The organism is Neolewinella agarilytica (assembly GCF_900110645.1).
Taxonomy (GTDB): domain Bacteria; phylum Bacteroidota; class Bacteroidia; order Chitinophagales; family Saprospiraceae; genus Neolewinella; species Neolewinella agarilytica.
In genome coordinates this window covers 482,502-508,027 of record NZ_FOFB01000001.1, presented here as the reverse complement: position 1 = coordinate 508,027, position 25,526 = coordinate 482,502, and the positions used below count along the sequence as shown (strand labels likewise).

The window sequence follows — 25,526 nt, the reverse complement described above, 5'->3', positions numbered from 1 at the left end:
CGCTCCCTTGCCCGGGTCGACGCATAGCGTCTCTACCAGAGCCTGGTTGAGCCGCTATGCGTCGATCGCGAATGGGGCCGCAGGCTCCCGGAGCGTGTTCTAGCGGTAGCTTTTGCCTGGTTGGCGTTACCCGGTCAAAGTCGCTGCGCTCCCTTGCCCGGGTCGACGCATAGCGTCTCTACCAGAGCCTGGTTGAGCCGCTATGCGTCGATCGCGAATGGGGCCGCAGGCTCCCGGAGCGTGTTATAGGGATAGCTTTTGCCTGGTGGGCGTTACCCGGTCAAAGTCGCTGCGCTCCCTTGCCCGGGTCGACGCATAGCGTCTCTACCAGAGCCTGGTTGAGCCGCTATGCGTCGATCGCGAACGGGGCCGCAGGCTTCCGGAGCGTGTTATAGCGATAGCTTTTGCCTGGTTGGCGTTACCCGGTCAAAGTCGCTGCGCTCCCTTGCCCGGGTCGACGCATAGCGTCTCTACCAGGAATCAACGTAACTTTGCGGAGAACCAAGCCCACCCACCATCACTCCCGAGCAACTAGCCTTCGACCGCCATCATCTTTGGCACCCTTACACTTCTTTGTCAGAGCCGCTGCCCGCTTACCCGGTGGCCTCCGCCACCGCCGCTACCATCACCCTGGCCGATGGCCAGGAACTAACCGACGGCATGGCCTCCTGGTGGTGCGCCATCCATGGTTACAACGTCGCGGAACTCAACGAAGCGGCTGCTGCCCAGCTGGAGAAAATGTCGCACGTAATGTTTGGCGGCCTGACGCACGAGCCGGCAGTAGAGCTGGGGAAACGTTTGGTGGACATCAGCCCGCAGGGGCTTAACCGGGTTTTTCTGGCCGACAGCGGTTCCGTCAGTGTAGAGGTCGCCATGAAGATGGCCGTGCAGTATCAGCAGGCCCGCGCGAAGCGCGGGCGGACGAAGTTCCTCACCTTCCGGGGCGGCTATCATGGAGATACCACGGGGCCAATGTCCGTCTGTGACCCCGAAGGAGGAATGCATTCGCTCTTTAACGGTTTCCTGCCCGTGCACCGCTTCTTCCGGAAACCGCCCCCGGGTTTTACCGCTCCGATGGAAGAGGCCTACCTCGAAGAACTTCGGATGTTTTTTGCGGACTACGCCCACACGGCTGCGGCCTTCATTTGCGAACCGGTGGTGCAAGGTGCCGGGGGAATGTATTTTTATAATCCTGACTACCTCTCGGTACTTAAGTCTCTATGCGAAGAGCATGGCTTGTTGCTCATCTTTGATGAAATCGCTACGGGCTTCGGCCGGACGGGCAAACTCTTTGCCGCCGGGCACGCTGGTCTTACGCCGGATATTCTCTGTCTGGGGAAGGCCCTCACCGGTGGCTACCTGACCTTAGCCGCAACGCTTTGTACGGATCAGGTGGCGGAGGTCATTGGCCGGAGCCAGGCCAAAGTGCTTATGCACGGCCCCACCTTTATGGCCAATCCGCTGGCCTGCGCCATCGCCTGCGCCAGCATCGACCTGTTGCTGCGGAGCAACTGGGCTGAACGGATCACCCTGCTTTCTAAGCACCTTGCTTTGCACCTGCGCCCCGCCGCCCAACTCCCGCTGGTTAAGGATGTTCGCGTGCTCGGAGGTATCGGCGTAATCGAGACACATCGTCCCGTTCGGGTAGCAGAAATCCAGGCTTTTTTTGTGGCACAAGGCGTTTGGATTCGCCCCTTTGGCCGGCTGATTTATCTCATGCCTCCCTACGTAGTGACGGAAGCGGAGGTTGAAAAACTCTGTTCGGTGATGGTGGCTGCTTGTGGGCGGGTGGAATTTTTTGCGGGAGAGAAATAGGGTTTTTACCTGTGCTAATCGCGAGGCACTCCATCGCCGGCTTCGCCGCTCTTTCGTAGCTGGCTAAGGGGGCAGACCCGTGCCTGTCGGTACTAGAGGTTGTCGTTAGGCAAATCGCCTGTCAAATATCGCCAACTGCCTATCGTCTATCCCTATCTACTCCCCGCCGCCCGTTTTCTTTTTCTTGAACGGATTGAAGCGTTCCAGTTCTTCTTTAACCTTGTCGGCAGCCTCATTTACACCCGGGGGCAAGGCCCTGCGAATGGAGTCTAGCCGTGCAGAGTCGAGTTGGAGTTTCAGTTTATTGGCGGCTTCCTGGCGCAGGCGTTCGGCTTGCGCCGCCGCAGCGCGGCGAATGCTATCCTGAATTTCCTGGCTGCGGTTAGTGGCTACGGCCCGGAGACTGTCAATACGGCGCTGGGCATCTTCTTTTACCTTGTCAACCTCTTCGTTCACCCGTTCAGTCGCCTCTTCCCGGCGGGTGTCTACCTCGTCCTGAACGCGGTCTTTGACGGCGCCAACTACGGCATCCTGCACCGATTGTGGCTCCCCGCCATTTGTTCCCAATAGCTTGAAACTGGTGGTGGGGTCACTGATGTTACCCCCGAGATTGATGGCGACGTTGAGCGTATCACCCGGTGTAATGTTTAAGCCAAGTTTGCCCGCCTGACCAGCTAATTGATCGAGCGCAGACAGAGCCGTTCCCGTAACAATATTACCCTTAATCCACTCCCGTGGGATGGCTGCCTGAATCTGATAATCCATGTCCATGTCCAGGCCATGACGGCCGGATACCTGCAGTGGCATCCCCGCCAACTTCAGGGTAAAGGGTTCGATCTCAACTTTACCTTCTTCGATTTTAAAGACGGTCATCAGGTTTTTGATGACGGTACTGTTTTTGAGCTCATCGATGTTTAGGGCCTGGCCAATTTTTTGGGCGGGCTTAAACTGAGCCAGCCGGGCTTCGGCTGTTTGAAACAGGCCTTTAGCATCGATAGTGCCGAGCTTGGGGAAAAGGTCCTGGCCGAGCTTACCTTCCAGTACCAGGTCCGTGCTGAATTGCCCCTGCAGGAATTTGCCTACGGGCGCTAATGCCGCAAAGGTGTTCAGGGTGCTGAAGGCCTGGTTGAAGTCCAGCGACTGCAGGTCATAGTGGAAGCGGAAGCCGGGGTCCCCGGGTTCAGAGGTGTCATAGGCTCCGGCAAAGTTCATCCGGCCGCCCAGCAGGGCGGCGCTGCCGTCCTGAATCACGGCTTGCCCTCTCTGGACCAACAACTGACCAAGGACGTTCTCCATCGTCACGTTCGTATATTTTACGACATCCGCTACCACGTCCACGTCGAGATTGATGTTGGTGGGGACGGGAATGGCGGCAGCCGCTTCCCCTTCAGCGCTACTGGCGGCGGGGGCTTCAGCGATGGCCTCCTCGTCCATGAAGTCATCCAGATTAAGCATTTTAGATCGTACGGACAAAGCTCCACCCAAAATGCCTTCTCCGAAGGTGTAGTCGAAAAGGTTCGTGACGGTGCCGGAGCCCGAAAAATCGCTGTCCCCCATAGTCGCTCCCGCACTGGCGATTTCCATGCGGTTGGGTTTCACATTACCGATGGCACGGATACTCTTAGGCCGGTAGCTGGCATATTTCAGTTCACCGATTTCTGCGTCGATGTCGAAATCAAAGCGGTCAAAAATGGCGGTTTCTTCAGTTTCGGTGGCAGAGCTGGCGGCCATCTCTGCGGGGCTGGCGGGGGTAAGGGCTTCTTCTTCGGGCATCCATTCGTCAGCGTCGAAGAAATTGGAGCGAATCACCATGTCACCGCGCATCGTTTGTTCCGGGCTGAAGTAGGCGAGGGGAGTAGTGATTTTGCCGGAGGCAGCGATGTCACTACGGCCAAGGTTGCCCTGGAAATCAGCAACGTTGATGGCCTGGGGGGTGAAGTCAGCGGAGGCACTGGCGATCTTCACGGAAGGCAGGCCGTCAGCTACATAAACGAAATCGCTGATCTGTACGTCTCCGCCCAGGTTAACGTCAGCGTAGCGGCCAGCGTCGAGCAGGCTCTGCCGCACATTGTCCATCGTGATATCGGCAACGATTACGCCGCCCAGATCACGGACGCCTTCCAGCGGAATGGCTTGTGACCATTTGTGAAGGTCTATCCTGCCGTTAACCTTAGCGTCAATGTTCGGATCGCTGATGGGAGTTGTCATTTTGAAGCGACCGCGGAACGGATCGCCGCCGAGGTCGAAATCAAAACGGGGGATGTTGACCTCCAGCTTGTTTAAATCGCTGCTGGGACTATTGACCATTACCTGCGCATCAATGCCGTTGATGCCCACCGGGCGGCCAGGATACTGCACACTGCCACCACTAATGTTGCTATTAACGGTAAAGGCCGGATAGCGTTCTTCTTCGCTGTTGAAGGGGCCTTTGACGGTACCCTGCAGGGTAAAGTTGCCTTTCGTTTTTACCTGCTCATATCCCTGGGTGTAGGCGGCGGGAATGAGACTCCATAGCTGACGGAAATCATTAACGGGTGCCTCGTAGGTCAGGTCAAACAGGATGTCGTCGTTGTCCTCCAGGTCAATACTGCCGCCAAAGACGAGGTCGAGAGCATTGAGGGTAATCTTATTGTCGAGGAAAGTGTAGCGGCTGTTGTCGAGGTCGACATTAACCATCGCGTCGGCAACTGCTTTTACCTTGTTCAGGTAGGTAACCCCTCCCTGCGTCAGGGTAAGTGCTTCAATGGTGGAGTAGGTGTCCAGATCAAAAATGCTGGCGGTGAAGTCACCGTCTCCTTCCGTTTCTAATCCCTCAATTTTGAGGTAAGTATTCGTGCTGCGATCGTCATAGACAAAGGTGCCGTCATGAATTTCGTAGTGAGACAGATTTATTTGCGCGGTCGCAGGTGCAGTGGAAGTTTCCGGAGCGGTGTCGCCTGTTTCGGGAACGACCAGGTAGTTGGCCAGCTCAGGATTTAGCACCAGAAGATTGATTACGGGCTTTTCTAAGCGCACCTCATCAATTACGTAGCTGCCGTCACCGGCGACGACGGACCAGAAACCCAGGTCGACTTCCAGCGATTCGCTGGTGGCCAGCGGTTTGCCGGCAAAAGTGTCAACCCCGATCACGGTCAGGTCACTAACGGAAAGAGAAATATCCGGGAAACTCCGCAGGAAGCTCAGGTCGATGTCCGTAAAGTCAACTTCGGCATCCAGCGACTGATTGATACTGGATTTTACATTAGCGACAATCTTATCCTTAAAGATGATTGGAGCTGCCAGAAGAAAGCCAATGCCAATAACAAGCAATAGCACGATGGCAATCAGGATTCGCTTAATGGTTTTCATACAGTTGGTTTTATTCCAGAACGCAAAAGTCACGCTGAGGTTAACGGATGGGCTAAAAAGACAGTTTGCACGTTTTTCTATACGTTTTAACGAAGTCTTAAGGAAAAAGCCACATTCTTCACTGGCTAAAACGTCTTTAAGGGAGTAAAAATGTATAAACTGAAGAGAGTACTCTTACTTCCTGCTGCCTTTCCTTTACCTTGCGGTCCCATTTATAAGGACTTTATGAGCGATACTATTGCAGCGCACACTTTTATCAATACTCCAGCCGGATTGGAATCATTTGCCGAAGAGTGCAAAGACATCAAGTGGATGGGCTTTGACACGGAATTCATTGGTGAAAAACGCTATTTTACCCTACTCTGTCTGATCCAGATCAGCTGTGAACATGGTTACTACCTGCTCGATCCGATTGCCGTGAAGGACCTGACGCCTTTTCTGGAAATTCTTGAAGACCCGTCCGTAATCAAGATTACCCACGCTGGTGATAACGATTACCGACTGCTTTACCAGCAGTTTGGCACGGTGCCAAAGAATATTTTCGACACCCAGGTGGCGGCTGGTTTTATTGGCCACCGTTACCCCACAAGCTTTGCCAAACTGGTTGAGGCAGAAGTCGGAGACCGTCTCGGGAAAGGATATGCCGTTACGGACTGGACCCAACGGCCCATGAGTGATAAGCAGGTGAAGTACGCTCTCAACGACGTTATCTATCTGCGAAAGCTATACGACACCATCACGGCGCAACTCGAAAAGAACGGACGCCTCAGCTGGGCAACCGAAGAGTGTAACCTGATGGGAGAGGATGAATACTATTACCGTAACCCCAACCACGAATTCCTCAATAGCAATCTGGCTCGTTCCAGCAGAACGAAGGAGCGGGTGTTTTTGATTCGCCTCTATGAATGGCGTCGGGCTACGGCGGAGGAGAAGAACTACAGCAAGGAGATGATCCTGCAGAGCAAGGTCATTGGCCAGCTTGTGCGTGGTGTCCGCGGTGGAAAGGAGGCAATGCTGGAAAGCCGCCGACTGCCTAACCGGACCATCAAGCGATACGGCGACATGTTCATGGACATGTACAATAAGCCCGCTACGGAAGAAGAATTGGCAGTTGCCAAGAGCGTTCAGCGTCCGAGCCAGGACGATGAGGAAGACGATATGCTGGTAGAGTTACTCTACCTCATCATGAAGTACCGCGCTAATGAGGCCAATATCAGTCACTCGCTGGTGATGCCCCGTAATGCTATCCGCCGGATGAAGCAAGACGCCGCAGTTCGCCAATCTATCCTCGGTAGTGGATGGAGGGGAGAACTGCTGGGCGAAGACTTCCTTAATTGGGTTCGCAATTTTGACGACCTGACGATGAAAATCGAAGGCGGTAAGATTGCGCTGATGGCTGATTAGTACTGATCAATCAGATACTTTACCAGGTCGGTTGTGGTAACGATACCCACCAGTTTGCCAGAGTCCGTTACCGGAAGAGCGTGAAACTCGTTGGTGGAAAGAATCGTAGCAACGTCAAGAATCGTATCGTCCTTGTCCACGGTCTTGACGTCTTTCGTCATTACCTGCTCAATGGAAAGGCTATCGTACATGGCCGTGGTTAGTCCACTACCGTCAACGGTATTAACGAAACTGATCTTCTGAAGATCGGTCTTGCTAAGCATACCAATAACGTTGTCTCCGGAAACCACCGGTACGTGGCGTACATGCTGGTCTTTGATGACAGAGTCCACTTCACGCAGACTTTGGGAAAGGTTAACGGACAAAAGATCAGTAGACATGATCTTTGAAACTGGCGTGCGCTTTTTCATTGTACTTTGATTTTGTTGATTATACTGGCAGGACATTCTCTCTGCCCGCTTACGCTGCAAAGGTGGGAGACTTATGCGGTAGTGCCAGTGATGCAAATCACCAGAATCTGGGCAGGAAAATGATATTTGTCAGGGCAGGAAACTGTACTTGTCCGCCATGTCAAACGCCACAGCCAGGGGCGATCAGCCAAGGCAGTGATTACCGGATGAGATAAAGAGGGGAGCCCTGCTGGTTTACCTGGCTACTTCCCGCCAGATGCGAAGCAGCTTTTCTTCTTCCCGTTCCCAAACGAGCTCTTCCGCAGCAACGGAGCAACGCACTTCCAGCTCTTCGTAGCTGACGGGGCGTTCGATCAGCGACTGGATGTTTTGGGCCAGCGATTTGGCTTTCAGGTCTTTTTGCAGGAGGAAGCAGCCATATTGGCGTTGTAGCGTCCGGTATTCCGGGAAGTCCATCTGTATGGAAGGCAGGCCGGCCTGGATGTAGTCCAGTGCCTTGTTGGCAAGACTATAATAATAGCTTGGGCTGGAGCCGTCGAGCAGGTTAAGCCCGAGCCATGCCTGCCCGGTAATATTGGCCAGCTCCGCCGGCGGGCGGAAGCCCGCAAAGCGTACCCGATCACTGACCCCAAACTTTTCACTGCACCTGCGTAAAGCGCCCTCCTCCGGCCCCGAACCCACCAGCCACAGCTCACAGGAGGGAAGTTTCGCCAATGCCTCAATGGCCGTCTCGAGCCCCCGGCCGGGGTTCAGCATTCCCTGATACAACAGGATTTTTTTATCTGGCGTGATGCGGTTGTCTGCCTTAGTACTGCGCAAGGGGAGGTTGCGCACAGTCTGGAAGGGCATACCATATTCCTGTTCCAGTTTTTTAGCCAGTTGAGGGGCCACGGTGTAGCGGGCATCCGTTCGGGGCACGAGGGCCTTAGCCATACCCCGCCAGACTCCTTTTATCATCGGGCGGCCTACTACCTCGGGCGTTTCACTGAACCACTCGTGAGCATCGAAGACCAGCTTTGCCCGCCCGCGGGTGAGCGCGATGCCGGCGGATAAAGTGTCGAGGTCGACCGAGCAGATCGCATCGTAGCGCCAGAGCAGCAAACTGCGGATGAGCTTGAAATTATACTCCGTATAAAACTTCTTTCCGGAGAGGTTCTTACAACGGATCCGGTGGGTTTTGTAGGGGCGGTCGGGTAGGGGAAGGCTGTCCGGCAACTCCCGCCCCACCAGGGTTACCTGATGACCGGCTCGGGCAAGGCTGGTGCAGATGCGGTCCATGCGCTGATCCTGACTCAGGTCATTCGTGACGGTACAGATAATTCTCATGTTCGACGGAGATATTGGCCTTCGCGAACGAGGAGGCCCTCGTCGATCAGTTGTTGAATGGCGCGTTTGGTGTCCGTGCTGCGTAGGCTGCCGTAGATGGAAATGGCATCTTCCAGCGTGACGGATGCATCATTTTTCAGTCGTTCGCTCAGGTCGGCGTAGACTTTCTTTGGGTGAAGAACCTCCTCTCCGGCAACAACCTTAGCCCGGCAAAGATCACAGATGCCGCAGGCAGTAGTTTCCTCTTCACCGAAGAAACGTAGTAAGGTTTGGGATCGGCAGCCCGCGTCCGACTCGGCATAAGCCGTCATGGTGTTGATCCGGAACTCGGCCCGGTCGCGTAAGAAGTTATACTGCTTAGCGTCAATTCGCAGGGCATCAGCGTCAATCCTTTCTTCCGTGAATACCAGCTGTGGCAGTTCCTTGGTCGGGAAGTAATCGATGATGCCTTCGCCCGCCATTTTGCGGAAGGTGCGTTGTAATTCTTCCAGGCTGATGTTCAGGAAATTGGCCAGTGAGCCTTCCTGAAGCTGCACGGGGTTGAGGAAGGCGCCGTGGCTCGTTCTGAGGATGGACTTAACGAGTTTGTCCTTGTCCCGGTTCTTTAGCTGGTAATCGTAGAGTTGCTCTTTCGTGGCGATGAACTGTAGCTTAGCTGGTTGATGTATTGCTTCCGTTAAGATGATGTAACCTGCTCTTTCTAATGCTTTTAAACCTGCGTAGGCCTGGCGTACATCGAAGCCGAATGTCTGAGAAAAAGGAACCAGGTCAAAATCATAGGCTTCACCTTTACCACTGCCTACGGCGAGTTGAAGATAGCTGCCCAGAGCGCGATAGATGCGCTTGATTTCTTTGATTTCGGGGTAAGACAGGGCCCAGTGGCGGCGCAATCGTTCGCCGTCAGCGGGATGATAGAGCATGATGGCGAAGGCTGTTTCTCCGTCGCGGCCGCCACGGCCGGCTTCCTGGAAGTAGGCCTCAGGGCTATCCGGTGGTCCGTAGTGGATGACGCTGCGCACGTCCGGCTTATCGATGCCCATACCGAAGGCGTTGGTGGCCACAATGACCCGCAGTTTACCGTTGATCCAGGCTTCCTGCCGGCGGTCTTTTTCTTCCGGCTCCAGGCCGGCGTGGTAGGAGGCAGCGGCGATGCCGCTGCGTTGCAGCATCAGCGCCAGCTGTTTGGTGAGGCCCCGGCTGCGGACATAGACGATGCTCGTGCCGGGAACTCCCTTCAGGATCTGAAGAATTTGCTTTTCCTTCGCCTCGGGCCGGCGAACGACGTAGGCGAGATTGTCCCGGCCAAAACTTTGCTGGTAGACAAAAGCCCCCTTTTTGAAGTCGAGGCTTTCCTGAATATCCACGACCACTTCCGGGGTGGCTGTTGCCGTGACGGCGATGACGGGCACTTCGGGGTGTAATTCTCTGATCTCCGCAATCTGTTGGTAGGGCGGGCGGAAATCGTAGCCCCACTGGCTGATGCAGTGGGCCTCGTCAACAGCAATGAGCGCAACGTTCATCTTACCGATCCGGACGCGTGCCAGCTCGGTGAGCAGGCGCTCGGGGCTCATGTAGAGCAGCTTCGTATTGCCGTAGACGGCATTGTCGAAGACGCGGTCAATGTCGGACTTTCGCATGCCACTGTAGATGGCATCGGCGATGATGCCCCGGTTTTTGAGCTGACGGACCTGGTCTTTCATCAGGGCAATCAAGGGAGAGACCACGATGGTGACGCCCTCCAGGGCCATGGCTGGTACCTGAAAACAGATGCTCTTACCGCCGCCGGTGGGTAGCAGTGCCAGGGTGTCTCTGCCTTCCAGTACGGCATTAACAATATCTTCCTGCCCGGGCCGGAAGGACGGGTAACCCCAGTATTTCTGCAGAATTTCGGTTGGTGACAAGTTCAGTGGTTGATTAGCTGCGAGGCAAGGTACGGAGATAGGTTGAGGTTATCTTTTCTACCTGTTCGCTGCGTGACGAGTTTTCCGGTTGATGCTGCCTCCGGCAGCGAGCGGTGGCGAGTTCCCTTCGGGAAGGAGTTGACTGAGGTATGCGGCTGTTGGCCCTGGCCGCTGCGCGACCTTATTTTCCTGAGGAGCGGGAGGAGAAGAGGAGTGGGAGGAGGTCGCTGCGCGACGAGTTTTCCAGTTGATGCTGCCTCCGGCAGCGAGCGGTGGCGAGTTCCCTTCGGGAAGGAGTTGACTGAGGTATGCGGCTGTTGGCCCTGGCCGCTGCGCGACCTTATTTTCCTGAGGAGCGGGAGGAGAAGAGGAGCGGGAGGAGGTCGCTGCGCGACGAGTTTTCCGGTTGATGCTGCCTCTGGCAGCGAGCGGTGGCGAGTTCTCTCCGGGAAGGAGTTGACTGAGGTATGCGGGCTGTTGGCCCTGGCCGCTGCGCGACCTTATTTTCCTGAGGAGCGGGAGGAGAAGAGGAGTGGGAGGAGGTCGCTGCGCGACGAGTTTTCCGGTTGATGCTGCCTCCGGCAGCGAGCGGTGGCGAGTTCCCTCCGGGAAGGAGTTGACTGAGGTATGCGGGCTGTTGGCCCTGGCCACTGCGCGACCTTATTTTCCTGAGGAGCGGGAGGAGAAGAGGAGTGGGAGGAGGTCGCTGCGTGACGAGTTTTCCGGTTGATGCTGCCTCCGGCAGCGAGCGGTGGCGAGTTCCCTTCGGGAAGGAGTTGACTGAGGTATGCGGGCTGTTGGCCCTGGCCGTTGCGCGACTGATTGTTCGTGCGAAGGAGGCGAGGCTTTAATCGCTACGGGATATTTGACCACAGATTATCATGGATTTACTCAGATGTACTTGGTGGCTGCTGCGCGGTTGGGCACAGGTTTTTCGTTACGTGATGGATACTTCTCGCAAAACAGTAACGAGAAGCCGGAGGGGCGCGTCCGCTGGTGCAATGAATGGCATATAGAGCAGGGCCAAGGGGCTCTTCTCTTGCTCTTTTAACTAAGCTCTGCACCTGCGTGCGCGCAAAATACTCCTGCTGAGCGCACTAAACCTTAGTTTGGGGGTTCTACCTTTACGTTTACATACCAAGCCACCTGTACATGCTGCGTCTTCTTGTTGTTTTTGTCCTCTTCCTTGCCCTTATCCCTGAGATATCTGCCCAAACTACTGATGAACGCCTGCGGGAGCTTGTCAATGAATACCGGGCTGATCCCCGGGGGCCTTATCGTGGTATTTTCTGGTTCTGTGCTGACGGAACGCAGAATGCGCCACGGGAACCGTGTGAAGAGCAATCAGAAGACAACCACCAACACGCAGATTATAAATCAGACGTCAAAAGCCTGATGGTGCGCGATCATCTGTATTGGGGGCAGATCCTGACGAATACCGATCGGGCCAGTTTTTGGGATGAGGCTAAAGACCAAAGCCGGCTGAAGCAGTATCAGCTGGGGAATTACCTGGCCGCCGTAGACAACGGCTGGGTACTGGAAAAAGCCCGCTTTTACCGGGGGGCGTTTCAGATTGAAGACGAAGAAAACTGGGGGCGTGATTTTTTCCTCTGGCTGATGCGTAAGCCCGGATTGCTGAAAACGGATTATTACCTGTTGTTGCAGGCAGCCAGAGATATTCCCCATCGGGGAGACACGGACCTGAACCAACGCATCCGTGCGGTAAGTAAGAACATTGCGGATGCTTATCCGGACTTTATGGACCTGCGGATAAAGATTCACGGAAGCCCAGCCCTGGAGGATGCTGCCGCCGTACGCTCCTTTGCAGAAACCAATAAAAAGGAACTGGACACAAAAGGACTGACGAAAGACGCGGAGCAACTCGTAGCCGACATCGAAGCTGCCTACGGGGGAAGCGGACTGGAAAACATCCGTGACCTGACCGCCGGCCTCGCTGACGGCGTGATGAAACGGATGCTTGAGCAATTCATCTTTCACCACGAAGCGGAGGGGCACAACCAGGCCCGCCTGACGGCAGCTACCGAGGTAAGCCTCCAACTCCGGGAAGCCATGACGCAGGACACGGAACTTTCCGCCCGGGATAAACTTGCCATGATCGACCTGCAGAACGAGCTCTCCGACCTCATCTTCCGCAGCGCCGGCAGCTGGAAGCCGGCATCTCCACGTGAGCTGATGGAAAAAATCTGTTACCTCGGTAAAGCTGCCGCCGGTGCCGGACTGGTGGAACTCTGGGAATACGAAGACGCCGAAAGCCAGCTGGCGGATCAGAACTACCAATACATTTTCCCCGCCAGCCTGAACGAATACATTGATAATGCACGTCGTTTTGTGGAGTGGGGTACCGCTACCAACCGGGCGGTTTACGTGGATGTCGTTGAGCGTTACGCTGCTTTCGAGCCTAAGGCTTTAGGCTTTCTGGATGATCGCATCCGTTCTTCGGTGCTCTTGCCTTTAGGGGAAGCCGTTGGCTCGCTTGGCGGCTGGCTCGCGGATCACTCCGAACAGGGCAATGCGCTGATGGACCTCCGGAACCAGGCGCAGGCCCGGGGCCTGAACCCCGGTTTTGCCAAAGGAAAGCTTCGCCTGATTGAAGGAACCCCCGACGAAGTAGAAGTGAACCCTAACGACATTTTTGTCTTCAGTCGCCCGCCGGCAGACCTGAAGCCCGTCGGTGGAATTTTGACCGTCAGCGAAGGGAATATGGTCAGCCACGTACAGCTGTTGGCCCGTAACCTGGGCATACCTAATGCGGTACTGACGGATGATCAGTTCTCCGAATTGAAAAGTTATGACGGCGAAGAAGTTTTCTATGCCGTCTCGAATGCCGGGACGGTTTTGATGAAGCCCGCCGGTGATATGTCTGATGTTGAGCAAGAGCTCTTTGCCGTTCGGGAGCGTAACCTGGAGCGCATCCGGGTTCCGGTTGATCGGATCGACCTGAGCACGAAGTCAGTACTCAATATGCGCAACGTTAACTCGACGGACTCAGGAGTTCGTTGTGGGCCGAAGGCTGCCAACCTCGGGCAGTTGAAGCAGTTGTTCCCGGAGAAGGTTGTGGAAGGGCTCGTTATTCCTTTCGGCATCTTTCGCGAGCACCTGAACCAACGGATGCCGGGGCAGGGAGACTTGTCTTACTGGGAGTTCCTGAATCGGGGTTTCGCCGACGCCAAAAAGATGGAAGAGAAAGGCTTTTCGGAGGCCGAAATTGAAACCTTTACCCTGGAACGTCTGGCTACGCTGAGAGCGGCCATTGCGCAGATTGAGTTGTATCCTTCCCTGATCAATGAGCTACGGGCGGGATTCAGTAAAGTACTCGGTGGTCCGCTTGGTGGTGTCCCCGTCTTCCTGCGCTCTGATACGAACATGGAAGACCTGGAGGACTTTACGGGCGCCGGCCTCAACAAGACCGTCTTCAACGTAGTGGATGAAGCCGGGATCATTGATGGCATAAAGGCCGTTTGGGCCAGCCCCTACACGGAGCGCAGCTATCGCTGGCGACAGCGTTACCTCCTCAATCCGGAGAATGTCTTTCCCAGTATCCTCATCATTCCAACCGTGGACGTTGATCATTCCGGTGTTATGATCACCAAGGGCGTCACTTCCGGCCACCCGGATGATATTACGGTCGCTTTCAGCCGCGGCGCCGGTGGCGCCGTGGACGGACAGGCCGCTGAGTCCTACCTGCTGGATCATTTGGGCCGTTTCACCCTGCTGGCTCCTGCCCGGGAACGGCTGCATCGCCGCCTGCCCAAAACCGGTGGTAGTGTCATGGTACCCGCTGCCTTTGACGAACGTATCCTGAGCCGCAAGAACCTGAAAGATCTGTATGAACTCGGCCAGGAGGTTGAGCGCGTAATGCCCGCCTCTGACGGGGTGGAGACTGATGGTCCGTTTGACGTAGAGCTGGGCTTTGCCGACGATAAGATCTGGCTATTCCAGATTCGCCCCTTCGTGGAGAATAAGAATGCAATGAGCTCGGAGTATCTGGAGAGTATCTCTCCTGCTAAGCGGGAAGGGGTTTGGATTGACCTGGGCGTTTCTTTGTAACGTCGGGTGCGCTTCGCGGCTGCCTTCGGCGGTCAGTCGACGTACTTCGCCGACTGACCGCCGAAGGCAGCCGCGAAGCGCACCCGGCGCTACAAAATAATCTCCGGAATGTCGCCTTTCACCACCAGCCTTCCGGCCGTCGCTTTCTGAATGTCTTCCACGCTAACGCCGGGAGCACGCTCCAGCAGGCGGAAGCCATCGCCCAATACTTCGAGCACCGCCATATTGGTAACAACCTTTTTGACACAGCCGACGCCGGTTAGTGGCAGGGTACATTGCTCCAGGATTTTGGAATCACCCTTGCGGTTGGTATGGTTCATGGCTACGATGATGTTGTCCGCAGAAGCGACCAGGTCCATCGCGCCGCCCATTCCTTTGACGAGCTTACCGGGAATTTTCCAGTTGGCAATGTCGCCGTTTTGGGCGACCTCCATTGCGCCGAGTACGGTCAGCTGAATGTGGCGACCGCGGATCATGGCGAAGCTGGTGGCGGAGTCAAAAATAGCCGCACCGGGCAGGGCCGTGATGGTTTGCTTGCCAGCATTGATCAGGTCGGCGTCTTCTTCACCGTCGAAGGGAAAGGGGCCCATGCCCAGGATACCGTTCTCTGACTGAAACTCGACGCTGATGTCATCACGGACGTAATTGGCCACCAGGGTGGGGATGCCGATACCGAGGTTGACGTACCAGCCATCCTGTACTTCCTGAGCGATGCGTTGGGCTATTTGATCTCTGTTGAGCATGATGTATTTTTGACTTTTGTAGGGTGGTTTCGGGTACATCTGTACTTGTACCCGAAATGAGTATGGCTGCGGTTTTCGGGTACATCTGTACTTGTACCCGAAAAAGGGATCTTACCTCAGGTTCGCTCCCGCACCGTCCGCTGCTCGATCCGTTTTTCAAACTTCGCACCCTGGAAAATCCGTTGTACGAATACGCCGGGGGTGTGTACAAAATTGGGGTCCAGTTCTCCGGGCTCTACCAGTTCTTCCACTTCAGCAATGGTGATCTTTCCGGCCATGGCCATCACGGGGTTAAAGTTGCGGGCGGTTCCTTTGTAGATCAGGTTGCCGTGCTTATCGCCTTTCCAGGCTTTCACGATGGCGAAGTCGGCCGTCAGTGCTGATTCCAGAATGTGCGGCTTGCCGTTGAATTCCCGCACTTCCTTGCCTTCTGCCACTTCGGTACCGAAGCCGGCGGGGGTAAAGAATGCCGGAATACCCGCGCCACCAGCGCGGCAGCGTTCGGCAAGAGAACCTTGGGGGATCAGATCAACTTCCAATTCGCCGGAGAGCATCTGCCGTTCAAATTCGGCGTTTTCGCCGACGTAACTGGCGATCATCTTCCTGATCTGCCGGGATTGTAACAACAGCCCAAGGCCGAAGTCATCCACACCAGCGTTGTTGGAGATGCAGGTCAGATTATTGATGTCCGTATCCGCCAGCGCAGCAATGCTGTTTTCCGGAATTCCACAGAGGCCAAAGCCTCCCAGCATCAGCGTCATGCCACTTTCAATGCCAGCAATGGCTTCCCGGGCGTTCGCGTAAATTTTGTTCATGATCGTTTGATTAGGCGTGGCAAAGATAACTCAGTTGTCATGACAAATGTTTAGGGCGCGGACGCAGGATGCAAAGTTTTATTTTTTAAAGAGCAGGGTAGTGGCTAGAGCTCGAAGTGAAAAGTATAGCTATGCTTCCCGTCTTCCCGGTCAATCTCCATCTTACCGCTAATTCCCGTTAGGCGACCGGTGCCGGAGTCTGGTACAACTTCCAGTATCAGTCGATTCTCGCCCGCGGCTGATTTGATGCCGAAATGCTGTAACACGAAGGTGCCTGCTTTACCTTCCAACTTCCCGATAAATTTCTCAATGGCAACGTAGCCTGCGGACGGGCTTGGTGGGCTAATAGCCATTAGCATTTCTCCTTGACTCTTTCCTTCAAGGGGACCCCCAAAAGTTTTATCAATCGACATTCTTGCCAAATCGAAGCCCTCCGACTTGTCGTGACAGGTCTCCTGTGGCTTCAAATCAACGGTGAACGGGCCGGTAATGGTCATAGGATTATTGTTTAGGGTAAATATACTCGTTCAGGATTGGGAAAGCTCTACACTTTGCTTCATTTTAAAGTTAACAAAAAAGAGGCTTGGTTTTTGATAATTCCTTAAACTGGGGCTGAAAACCTTGCCCTTTACTACTAACTTTGCACCAGCGGTAGCGCCCACCACATCTTTATGCGCCTCCGCTAAGCGTATTTCGTTTACCAAAATAAGATCATGCAGCATCATAATTTACAGTCTAATCTCTCCGTATCTGCACTCGTAGAGGCCAGCATTAAAACAGGGCAGGGGCGTCTTTCCGATACCGGAGCCCTGATTGTCAATACCGGAAAATTTACCGGACGTTCTCCTAAAGACCGGTACATCGTCGAAGATGATATTACCCGGGAGACCGTGGACTGGGGTGAGGTAAACATCCCTTTCACCCAGGAAGGCTACGATGTGCTGGAAGACAAAATTCTGGCCTACGCTAAAAAACTGGATACCGTCTACGTCCGTGATGCCTACGCCTGTGCCAGCCAGAAATACCGGATCAACGTCAAGGTATACACCGAGCAGCCGTGGCAAAACCTCTTCGCCTACAATATGTTCCTGCGCCCTGACGGCAAGCAGATTAAGAACCTGCAGACGGACGAGTGGACCATCTACGCCTTCTCCGGCTGCCTGGCCGATCCCGCCGTACACGGTACCCGCCAGGAAAATTTCTCCATCATCAATTTCACTAAGCAAACCATCATTATTGGTGGAACGGCCTATACCGGTGAGATCAAGAAGGGAATTTTCTCCGTCCTCAACTTCGTGTTGCCCACCCAACGGGATGTACTTTCCATGCACTGTTCCGCCAACGTTGGCTCCAAGGGAGACTCGGCGCTCTTCTTCGGCCTCTCCGGCACGGGGAAAACAACGCTGAGCAACGACCCGGACCGCCGCCTCATCGGCGACGATGAGCACGGTTGGAGCCAGGCCAACGTCTTTAACCTCGAAGGCGGTTGCTACGCCAAAGTGATCGACCTGTCCGAAACTAAAGAGCCACAGATCTACCGCGCCATCCGCTACGGAGCGATGTTGGAAAATATCGGCCTGCAGGAAGACGGGCATACCCCGGACTACGCGGATAGCAGCATTACCCAGAATACCCGGGTAAGTTATCCGATCTACCACATCGATAATATCATGTACAACTCCCGTGGAGACCTCCCACGGAATATCTTCTTCCTCACCTGTGATGCCTTCGGCGTTTTACCTCCCATCAGTAAACTGACGCCGGAGCAAGCCATGTACCACTTCGTAAGTGGCTACACGGCAAAAATTGCCGGTACGGAGACGGGCATCACCGAACCGCAAGCTACTTTCTCCGCCTGCTTCGGGGCACCATTCATTCCTTTGCACCCAACGGTCTACGCCAAAATGCTGGGGGAAAAGCTGGCCTCAGCTGCTGAAGGCGGCGAGAAGATTAATGTCTGGCTGGTCAACACCGGCTGGACCGGAGGAGGTTACGGCCTCGGCTCCCGGATGGAGCTCACCTTTACCCGGGCAATGATCAAAGCAGCCCTGAACGGTGATCTTGATGAGGTGGAGTACCAGGAAGACCCTTACTTCGGTCTGTCCATTCCACGCACCTGCCCGGATGTACCCAATGCTTTACTCTACCCACGGGATACCTGGCGTAATGAGGCAGACTATGACACTGCGGCTAAAAAACTCGCGGAATTGTTCAACACTAACTTTAAGTCTTATGCCAAAGAAGCGGCAGCGGATGTTGTAGCTGCTGGGCCTCGCTAACCTGCTTACGGTTCTACTCTTCTTTGTGTTCTTTGTGTTTTGTGTGATGCATCGAAATTGCGTAGCAATTGAGCGCAGCGCTGCGAGTTTTATGACACGAAGGGCACACAGGCACAAAGTACACAGAGAAGAGACTGTCGTGAATGGAAAGATATTTCGATTTACTTCAATGATATCCGCCCAACCCCTGCTTCATCCAGCGTTCCAAGGTATAGCGTATTACCAATACGCTCAATGGAAGAAATGCTGGAGAAAACGGGATTGTCATCCGCCCAGTCGTGGATGATAGCGCCTTGGTTGTCCAGGGCGAGAATGCGGTTAGCCTTTACGGGCTTAGGCAGGAAGGATTTTGGGAGTTTGGTGACCAGCCGGCGCGTCCAGGGGCGGGGGAGAATGAAATTGTGCATCGCGATTCGGGGGCTGATGAGGGTGACGTAAATCAAACCATCAGAACCGAGGCTGATGCCGTCCGGCCAACCGGGAAGCCCTTCAATAAAGATTTCGCTGCTGCCTGCTCTGGGGCCACTAAGCCAGTATTTCTGAATGCGGAAGCCAGCGGTTTCGGCAACGAGGACGTAGGATTCGTCGGGGGCAACGACGACGCCATTGGCGAAGTAGAGGTTGTCCATCAGCCGGTCCGTCGTTCCGGAGGCGACGTTGTATCGGTAAAGGGCGCCGTTGGGGCGGCCTTCGAGGACGTCGTACTGCAGGTCGTCGTCACTGAATTTGTCCGAAGCATCGGTGAAGTACACGTCTCCGTTGGCGGCGACATCGAGGTAATCGATGAGCTGGAAGGTGGTGTCGTTGTAGCTGTTGACGACGATTTCGTAGGTTCGGTTGCGCAGGTCTACGCGCGCCAGGCCTTCCTGCTCAACGCAGACCCAGGCGAGGCTGTCGCCGAGGACCTCGAGGCCCAGTGGCCGGCCTTTGAACTGGACCATTTCGGTTAGCCGGTCTCCGCCGGCGAGGGGGAAACGGAGTAAGCGGCCATCTCCATGGCCGGTGTAGAGATAGTTATCAACGACAGAGATGTCTTCACAATCCTGGCAAGTACGCGGGAAGAGTACTTCGATGGCGGGCATGGTTGTACTCTCGTGCGGCTCCATCTCCGGCCAGTTCAGTGCTGCCGGCTCAATGGGGGCAGGGTAAAAGATCAGGTAAGCGGCTATTATTCCCAAAAGAGCCAAGAGTATCCTTTTCATGCTGAAGTCTTGAATTGAGCAGTGCAGAAGAATTCTTGCCTTTAAACCTTCCACTGCACCTGCGAAAGCGCCCTAATGGTCTTGCTTCTGACAGGTCAATGGCAAAAGAAGAAGCAACTATCCAGGCAGGAGGGTGTTATATTTGCACTTCTAAACTGCCATCTTATGAGCAATTTCCTGTACCTGTTTGCCGTCATTTTCAGTGTTTTTGCACTGAGTTTTGTTCTGATCAATATCCGCCACCTGATTACGGGTAATGAGTTCCGGGGCACTTGTGCCAGCAACAACCCAATGCTCACCAACAAGATAGGTAACTGTGAGGTCTGTGGCAAGAACCCGGACGAAGATTGCAAAATGCCGGATATGCCGCAGGTGAAATAAGCAGACATTATTCTGTCCGTTATTTATAGTCTTTTGGGCGCGCCCGCAGGTGCAGTGGAAGGTTGAAAAAGCCAGGGTGGCTTACTCTCCGCGGTGGCTGTCTCTTTTGACGCTCTACTGCTGCATTTTGGCTTTTTCTTCCAGTTCTTTCAGGATCTCTTCATCACTTTTGCCCAGATTCTCTAGCAGCATCTTCGTGTCGTCTGCGAAGGAATTATTGGGGTAGAGCTTAAGAAACTTCTCATAGGTTTCTTTTGCTTTTTCCATATTGTTCAGGTCTTCATCATAGGTGAAGGCGAGCATGAACAACGACTCCGCTGCTTTACTGAAGGTAGGGTAAGAATGGTGCACCTGTTCGTAAATGGCCGCCGCCCGTTTCGGGTCGTTCATGGCCCGCACAACCTCCGCTGCCCGGTAAAGGGGTAAGGCCGCCAGGGTATCATTGGGGTGTTCTGTGGCAAGTCTTTGTGCGAGGTCTACAAAGCTCTTACTGGCTTCCATGTCAAGGGCCCCGGTCTGCGCGTTACTGACCGCCGAAAACCGTTGCATTAATAAGCCACCTACTTTAGCGGGCCCTTCCTTGTTGTCAAGCGCCGCTGCTGCCGGTTCAAAAGCCGCGGCTACGGTAACTGCTGGTGGAATGTCTGTTTCAGCAGTGTCGGTATTATTTCCACAGGAGACCATCAAAAGACAAGAAAGGAGGAGGGAATGGGTTAGGAGGATTCTCATTGAAGTTGGATTTGAAAATTTGATATTACAGATTCAGAACGGTAGCGCAGGCTCTTGTCATTGTTTCGGTAGAAGAAGAACGAAAAAGAACCGCTTTTATGGAGAGTAAGTCCGTAAAATATTTTCCCTGCTTCGGCTCAGTGAGAACAACGGGGGTAAACATGATCTGACTTTCAACCATGTGCTGACAGCTGAGTAAGCGATACTCCTCGTCCCGTGGGTCAAAGGCAACGATAATGATGTTGCCGTCAGGGTCCTGCCCCAAAGGAAGAATGTAGGGGTAGGGGACGTAGCCCTCATGCCACATGTCATAGAAGCCGGCCTCGAACATGGGGTAAGTGTAGAGCTCTACATTTGCCCCCCTGGCAACCAGTGATTCCACGAGCGAGCGCAGGAAGGAACGCTGCGATTCCACGGGGCCGCTTTTCTCAATTTCCTGCTGGTTGTAGGGCAGCCATTTGTCCGTCTTAACGTCGAAATAGTGGCTTGGTCCCAGGCGAAGTTTATAATCAAAACGTTGGTAGCCAGGCACAACATAGCCAGGGTAATAGTACCGTATGCCCTTCGCCAGGCAATATTCCATTTCCAGCAGCATGGTGTAATATCCGAGGCTGAAGGACTTCAGGCCGGGATCGTAAATGCCGAGAATGCTGGCCGCTGCAGCATCGCCGAGGTCAAAGTAGCTGTCAGCAATGAGGCGGTTACTTATTTTTTCCCGCACGGTAACCTCGTAGGTGGTAAAGACGGTATCTCCGTTATAATCTTCGAGGCTGTCAGAGATAGTGGGCGACAGCCGGCCGTCAAAGTCTTCGGCGTAGATCTTGTACAGTTCGTCCCGTTCCTGATCAATAACTCTGGGTTCAACGGAGGTGTTAAAGAGCGCTGCATTCCGCCGCATCAATTTGCGTTGAGACTTGGAGAATTTGAAATCCTGAAGGTCAATCCGAATCCATATTGCCGAGTAGGGCTTATCCTTGAAGTAGAGAAAATGGGTGGTGAAAATGGTAGCTCCCATTCGGTACCAACCCTTACTAAGGTACCAGTCCAGGCTTTCCGGGCTAAGGACGAAAGGAGTGTTCTTGTCGGAGTAATTAAACTGCATTCGTGGGGAGCCGATAATTGGCTAGCTGCGAATATCCGCTAAATACCTGAGTTTAGGGATAGTACTCGCTGACAATCTTGTAAATCACCGGCTTCGTTGCTGGCTACAAAGACTAATCTGTTGCCACGAAAGCGCCTGAGCTGCTGGTGAAACCAGCTGATAGCTTCCTCATCGAGGGTAATCGTTGGCTCATCAAGTAACAGCAAGGGCGTATCGGCATATAAGGCGCTGCCCAGCAATACACGTTGTTGCATGCCGGAGGAGCAATCCCGGAGTTTGCGTTTACGAACGTGATCAAGACCGAGTTGTGCCGGAACTTCTGAAAGAGTCAGGCCTGGTAGCAGTGCTTTGAGCTTAAAGTGGAAAGCCAGAAATTCGCTGATGGTCAGCTCTTCTACGATTTCAAGATAGGGAGCAGCCCAACTGACGTATTGATACAGCTCATTGGTAGAGATTCCTTTTCCATTGATCTCAACGGATAAAGAACCACGGGAGGGAGTAAGCTGCCCGCAGAGAATCCGTAGAAGCGTGGATTTGCCAGAGCCATTACGGCCTTTGATGCCGATCAGGTCTCCTCCGGTGAATTCCTCGTTAATATCCTGTAGTATCCAATGACGACCGAATCGTTTGCCAACACCCGCTAAAGTGAGGTGAATTTTGGTGACAGATTCTCCGGGCTTCATGGTTTACACTTGAGTGGTGTCGTTGAGGCTGTTGAAGCTACGGATGATTCCGGTTTTCTCCGTTCCGGAAATGAACTGAACCACATCGTCTCTTTCCTGACAAACGGGGACTGAAGCCTCGATCTCCGTCACGGCGTTGGTAATGTTGAGCCCCTTGACGAACAGGATCCGGTAGATCTCGTGGATAGTGTTGATCTGCTTGATGCTGAAGTTCCGACGTTGGAGACCGATTCGATTGACCCCGATGTAGCTAAGGGGTTCGCGCGCTGCGCGAACGTAGGGAGGCACGCTCTTGCGCACCAGGCTTCCCCCAGCAATAAAGCTGTGTTGCCCGATCCGAACGAATTGCTGAACACCAACCTGACCTTCGATGATGACGTAATCGTCCAGCACAACGTGGCCGGCCAGATTGACATTGTTGGCAATAACGATGTTGTCGCCCAGGACGCAATCATGGGCTACGTGGGCGTAGGCCATAATCAGGCAATTCTTGCCGACGATGGTTGTGCCTGCATAGGCCGTACCGCGGTTAACGGTAACGTATTCCCGAATGGTGGTGTTATCACCGATCTGGGCGGTGGTGTATTCTCCTTCGAATTTCAAGTCCTGAGGTTCCCCGCCGATGACGGCACCAGGAAATATCTTGACATTTTTTCCCAGCCGGGAGCCAGCATAGATGGTAACGTTGGGCCCGATATAGGAGCCTTCCCCGATCTCCACATCGTCTTCGATGTAGCTGAAAGGACCAACCGTGACACCTGCACCAACTTTGGCATTTGGGTGAACAACACTTAATGAGTGAATCGACATACTTAAGGGCGCTTTACGATTTGGGCAACTAACTCGGCTTCTGAAACAATCTTATTGCCAACGTAAGCAGTACCTCGCATCTGGCAGATGCCCCGGCGAACCGGAGCAATGAGTTCCATCTTAAAGAGAACGGTGTCTCCCGGAACGACAAAATTCTTAAACTTGGCATTTTCCACCTTTAAAAAGTAGGTGTCCCAGCCATAGGGGTCATCTTGTTGAGTGAGTACCAACAGGCCTCCGGTTTGTGCCATAGCTTCGATCTGAAGTACGCCGGGCATGACCGGGTTTCCGGGGAAGTGACCCTGGAAAAACTCCTCATTGGCACTCAGGTTTTTGAGGCCAACGATATGGTTTTCTCCCTTTTCAATGATCTTGTCGATCAACAGGAAAGGGTAGCGGTGTGGCATGATGGATTGAATTTCCACCAGGTTGTATACCGGTTCGTCATTAGGGTTGTAATGGGGGCGTCCCTTGAGGCGACGCTGCTCCATGTAGGCTTTCTTCAACAGCTTGGTGAAGGCAACATTAGCACCATGGCCGGGCTTTGTCGCAAGGATTCTACCTCTGATCGGAACACCAAGCAGGCTGATGTCTCCCATAACATCCAGGAGTTTGTGTCTCGCAGGTTCGTTATGGAATTTTAGATCAAGGGTGTTGAGAATGCCCTTTTGGGTGACCTCAACGGTCTCTTTACCCATGCGCTTGGCCAGTTTGTCCAGTCGTTCCTGAGGAACGAGTTGGTCAGCAATAACGATGGCATTGGTGAGGTCTCCTCCCTTGATGAGGTCGTGCTCGAAGAGAGCTTCCAGCTCATGAAGAAAGACGAAGGTGCGGCAAGGCGCAATTTCGCTGGCATAGTCTTCGTAGCCCCGCAGAGTAGCGTATTGCTGACCGAGAACGGGACTATCAAAATCAATCATGCTTACTACCTCGAAGCCGTCGTAGGGTAGGGCAACGATCTCAGATCCTGTTACTTCATCGCGGTAAGTGATAGGCTCTTCTACGATGAAGTAATTTCTTGGCGCGTCCTGCTCTTCTACACCGGCTTCCAGTAATGGGGCGATAAAGGGGCTGGCGCTACCGTCAAGAATGGGGATCTCAAGTCCGTCCAGCTCAACGAGGAGGTTATCAATCTGCAGGCCGGAAACAGCGGAGAGTAAGTGTTCTACGGTGGAGACCATTGCATCTTTCGTGCCGATGGTGGTAGAGCGATCCGTACTAACGACACGGTTGACGTCGACGTTGATAATTGGCTGTCCTTCCAGGTCAATGCGTTGAAACTTAACTCCGTGTCCTGCAGGGGCAGGTTTGAACGTTAGCTTCACTTGCGCGCCGGAGTGCAGGCCTACTCCGTTAAGAGAGAAAGATCTGGCAATGGTGCGTTGGTTCATCATGTAGAAGGGGGGCTCAGTAAGGTAGTGGAATTCAATTGCGGCCGCAAAGATAGGTCTTTCCGGGAGGATGCCTAATGAACAGAGAGTTCATTGATCTTTTTGCGGAGCTCCGCGACTATTTTAGGGAGGTTTTTGAAGAGGGCATAACTCCTTAAATAATCAGGATAATGCATGTGCGGAGATCCGCCAAGTGCTGCGCCAGGCTCTTTAATGGAGTTGATAACTCCTGCCTGTGCCTGTACCTGTGTCCCGTCCGCGAGGGTACAATGCCCGGCGATACCTACCTGCCCGCCGATCCGGCAATTGCGACCAATCTTCGCCGATCCGGCAACACCCGCCAATGCAGCAATCACCGTGTTTTCTCCGATTTCTACGTTGTGAGCGATCTGGATAAGGTTATCCAGCTTCACGCCGGAGTGAATGACAGTGGAACCCATTGTTGCCCGGTCAATGGTGGTACAGGCTCCAATCTCGACGTCGTTATGGATGATTACATTTCCTACCTGAGGGACTTTTGTATACTTTCCTGTTGCCGCATCCGGAGAAAAGCCAAAACCATCTCCGCCCACAACCACGTTGGCGTGGAGGATGCAGTTATCCCCCACGATGCATCCCCGTAGAATGCGGACACCGGGGTAGAAGGTGCAGTTTTTACCAATACGCGCGTTGGGGCCAATGAAGACCTGGTCCAGAATGACCGTTCCGTCTCCGACACTTGCACCAGCACCTACACTGGAAAAATGGCCAACGGCTACATCTTGTCCGATGCTGGCCGTATCGTCTACATAAGCCTGTGCTGAAATGCTACGATCACTCAGGGCAGCTTCCTCTTTACCATATACAGATAAAAGGTGGCCAACTGTGCCGTATACATCATCAACCCTGAGAAGGGTTGCAGCCACAGCTTGTTTTGCTTTAAAGTCCCGGCTGACCAGGACTGCGGACGCGCCGGTGGAATAGAGGTAGTTCTCATAAGCAGGGTTGGCCAAAAAAGTAATGGTGCCGGGGCCTGCTTCTTCGATTTTTGCTGGAGCGGAGATAATGGCATCGGGGTTTCCCTCGACGGTAGCGTTGATCATCTCTGCTAATTGAGCAGCGGTAATTTGCATGGATGTT

The 25,526-nt window shown here is 53.9% G+C and carries 20 protein-coding genes; 6 read left to right on the top strand and 14 right to left on the bottom strand.

The annotated features are described in order from the left end of the window. Positions 1-516: 516 nt before the first annotated feature. Positions 517-1,815 (top strand): adenosylmethionine--8-amino-7-oxononanoate transaminase, encoded by a 1,299-nt coding sequence (gene bioA, locus BM123_RS01925; protein WP_090165109.1) that lies wholly within the window; start codon positions 517-519, stop codon positions 1,813-1,815. A 156-nt stretch (positions 1,816-1,971) separates the two neighbouring features. Here bioA and BM123_RS01920 read toward each other — a convergent pair whose 3' ends face one another. Next, positions 1,972-5,163: an AsmA family protein gene (locus BM123_RS01920; RefSeq protein ID WP_090165108.1), complete on the bottom strand. Its 3,192-nt coding sequence runs from the start codon at positions 5,161-5,163 to the stop codon at positions 1,972-1,974. Positions 5,164-5,388: 225 nt separating this feature from the next. Here BM123_RS01920 and BM123_RS01915 point away from each other — a divergent pair, with 225 nt between their 5' ends. Beyond that, positions 5,389-6,567, top strand: a complete 1,179-nt coding sequence (locus BM123_RS01915) for a ribonuclease D (protein ID WP_090165200.1) — start codon at positions 5,389-5,391, stop codon at positions 6,565-6,567. On the opposite strand, the gene BM123_RS01910 is transcribed toward BM123_RS01915, so the two are convergent. The 3 genes from BM123_RS01910 to BM123_RS01900 form a co-directional block, all read right to left on the bottom strand. Next, complete coding sequence (locus tag BM123_RS01910; protein WP_090165107.1) at positions 6,564-6,977, bottom strand: CBS domain-containing protein; 414 nt, start codon at positions 6,975-6,977, stop codon at positions 6,564-6,566. The two genes, BM123_RS01915 and BM123_RS01910, sit on opposite strands and share 4 nt — an antisense overlap. Positions 6,978-7,211: 234 nt before the next feature. After that, a complete protein-coding gene (locus BM123_RS01905; RefSeq protein ID WP_090165106.1) occupies positions 7,212-8,303 on the bottom strand; it encodes a glycosyltransferase family 4 protein in 1,092 nt (363 codons plus the stop codon). Further along, entirely contained in the window at positions 8,300-10,204 is a 1,905-nt protein-coding gene (locus BM123_RS01900; protein WP_090165105.1) for a RecQ family ATP-dependent DNA helicase, read from the bottom strand. Before BM123_RS01900 ends, BM123_RS01905 begins: the two co-directional genes overlap by 4 nt. Before the next feature lie 72 nt (positions 10,205-10,276). On the opposite strand from BM123_RS01900, the gene BM123_RS24845 reads away from it, so the two are divergent. Both BM123_RS24845 and BM123_RS01895 read left to right on the top strand, forming a co-directional pair. Continuing rightward, the gene (locus BM123_RS24845; protein ID WP_406603234.1) at positions 10,277-10,774 is read left to right on the top strand and encodes an outer membrane protein assembly factor BamB family protein; all 498 of its coding nucleotides are present in this window, start codon (positions 10,277-10,279) and stop codon (positions 10,772-10,774) included. A gap of 582 nt (positions 10,775-11,356) precedes the next feature. Further along, positions 11,357-14,272, top strand: coding sequence for a PEP/pyruvate-binding domain-containing protein (locus BM123_RS01895; RefSeq protein WP_090165104.1), 2,916 nt, complete (start codon positions 11,357-11,359; stop codon positions 14,270-14,272). An 89-nt stretch (positions 14,273-14,361) separates the two neighbouring features. On the opposite strand, the gene BM123_RS01890 is transcribed toward BM123_RS01895, so the two are convergent. The 3 genes from BM123_RS01890 to BM123_RS01880 form a co-directional block, all read right to left on the bottom strand. Next, the gene (locus tag BM123_RS01890) at positions 14,362-15,015 is read right to left on the bottom strand and encodes a CoA transferase subunit B (protein WP_090165199.1); all 654 of its coding nucleotides are present in this window, start codon (positions 15,013-15,015) and stop codon (positions 14,362-14,364) included. A 116-nt stretch (positions 15,016-15,131) separates the two neighbouring features. Beyond that, entirely contained in the window at positions 15,132-15,830 is a 699-nt protein-coding gene (locus BM123_RS01885; RefSeq protein ID WP_090165103.1) for a CoA transferase subunit A, read from the bottom strand. Between the two features lie 104 nt (positions 15,831-15,934). Further along, positions 15,935-16,327, bottom strand: a complete 393-nt coding sequence (locus tag BM123_RS01880; protein WP_090165102.1) for a DUF3224 domain-containing protein — start codon at positions 16,325-16,327, stop codon at positions 15,935-15,937. A 216-nt stretch (positions 16,328-16,543) separates the two neighbouring features. On the opposite strand from BM123_RS01880, the gene pckA reads away from it, so the two are divergent. Continuing rightward, positions 16,544-18,109, top strand: coding sequence for a phosphoenolpyruvate carboxykinase (ATP) (gene pckA / locus BM123_RS01870; protein WP_090165100.1), 1,566 nt, complete (start codon positions 16,544-16,546; stop codon positions 18,107-18,109). Between the two features lie 161 nt (positions 18,110-18,270). On the opposite strand, the gene BM123_RS01865 is transcribed toward pckA, so the two are convergent. Beyond that, complete coding sequence (locus BM123_RS01865; RefSeq protein WP_090165099.1) at positions 18,271-19,311, bottom strand: SMP-30/gluconolactonase/LRE family protein; 1,041 nt, start codon at positions 19,309-19,311, stop codon at positions 18,271-18,273. 165 nt (positions 19,312-19,476) lie between these two features. Here BM123_RS01865 and BM123_RS01860 point away from each other — a divergent pair, with 165 nt between their 5' ends. Further along, complete coding sequence (locus tag BM123_RS01860; RefSeq protein ID WP_090165098.1) at positions 19,477-19,692, top strand: hypothetical protein; 216 nt, start codon at positions 19,477-19,479, stop codon at positions 19,690-19,692. 114 nt (positions 19,693-19,806) lie between these two features. On the opposite strand, the gene BM123_RS01855 is transcribed toward BM123_RS01860, so the two are convergent. The 6 genes from BM123_RS01855 to lpxD all read right to left on the bottom strand — a co-directional run bounded on the left by BM123_RS01855 (position 19,807) and on the right by lpxD (position 25,519). Continuing rightward, a complete protein-coding gene (locus BM123_RS01855) occupies positions 19,807-20,421 on the bottom strand; it encodes a tetratricopeptide repeat protein (RefSeq protein ID WP_090165097.1) in 615 nt (204 codons plus the stop codon). 25 nt (positions 20,422-20,446) lie between these two features. Continuing rightward, a complete protein-coding gene (locus BM123_RS01850) occupies positions 20,447-21,523 on the bottom strand; it encodes a hypothetical protein (protein WP_090165096.1) in 1,077 nt (358 codons plus the stop codon). 38 nt (positions 21,524-21,561) lie between these two features. After that, entirely contained in the window at positions 21,562-22,206 is a 645-nt protein-coding gene (locus BM123_RS01845) for an ABC transporter ATP-binding protein (RefSeq protein ID WP_090165095.1), read from the bottom strand. A 3-nt stretch (positions 22,207-22,209) separates the two neighbouring features. Next, positions 22,210-23,016: an acyl-ACP--UDP-N-acetylglucosamine O-acyltransferase gene (gene lpxA, locus BM123_RS01840; protein WP_090165094.1), complete on the bottom strand. Its 807-nt coding sequence runs from the start codon at positions 23,014-23,016 to the stop codon at positions 22,210-22,212. 2 nt (positions 23,017-23,018) lie between these two features. After that, positions 23,019-24,410, bottom strand: a complete 1,392-nt coding sequence (locus BM123_RS01835; RefSeq protein ID WP_090165093.1) for a bifunctional UDP-3-O-[3-hydroxymyristoyl] N-acetylglucosamine deacetylase/3-hydroxyacyl-ACP dehydratase — start codon at positions 24,408-24,410, stop codon at positions 23,019-23,021. 71 nt (positions 24,411-24,481) lie between these two features. Then, positions 24,482-25,519 carry a UDP-3-O-(3-hydroxymyristoyl)glucosamine N-acyltransferase gene (lpxD, locus tag BM123_RS01830; RefSeq protein WP_090165092.1) on the bottom strand — a complete coding sequence of 346 codons (1,038 nt, stop codon included), beginning with the start codon at positions 25,517-25,519 and terminating at the stop codon, positions 24,482-24,484. Positions 25,520-25,526: the final 7 nt, after the last annotated feature.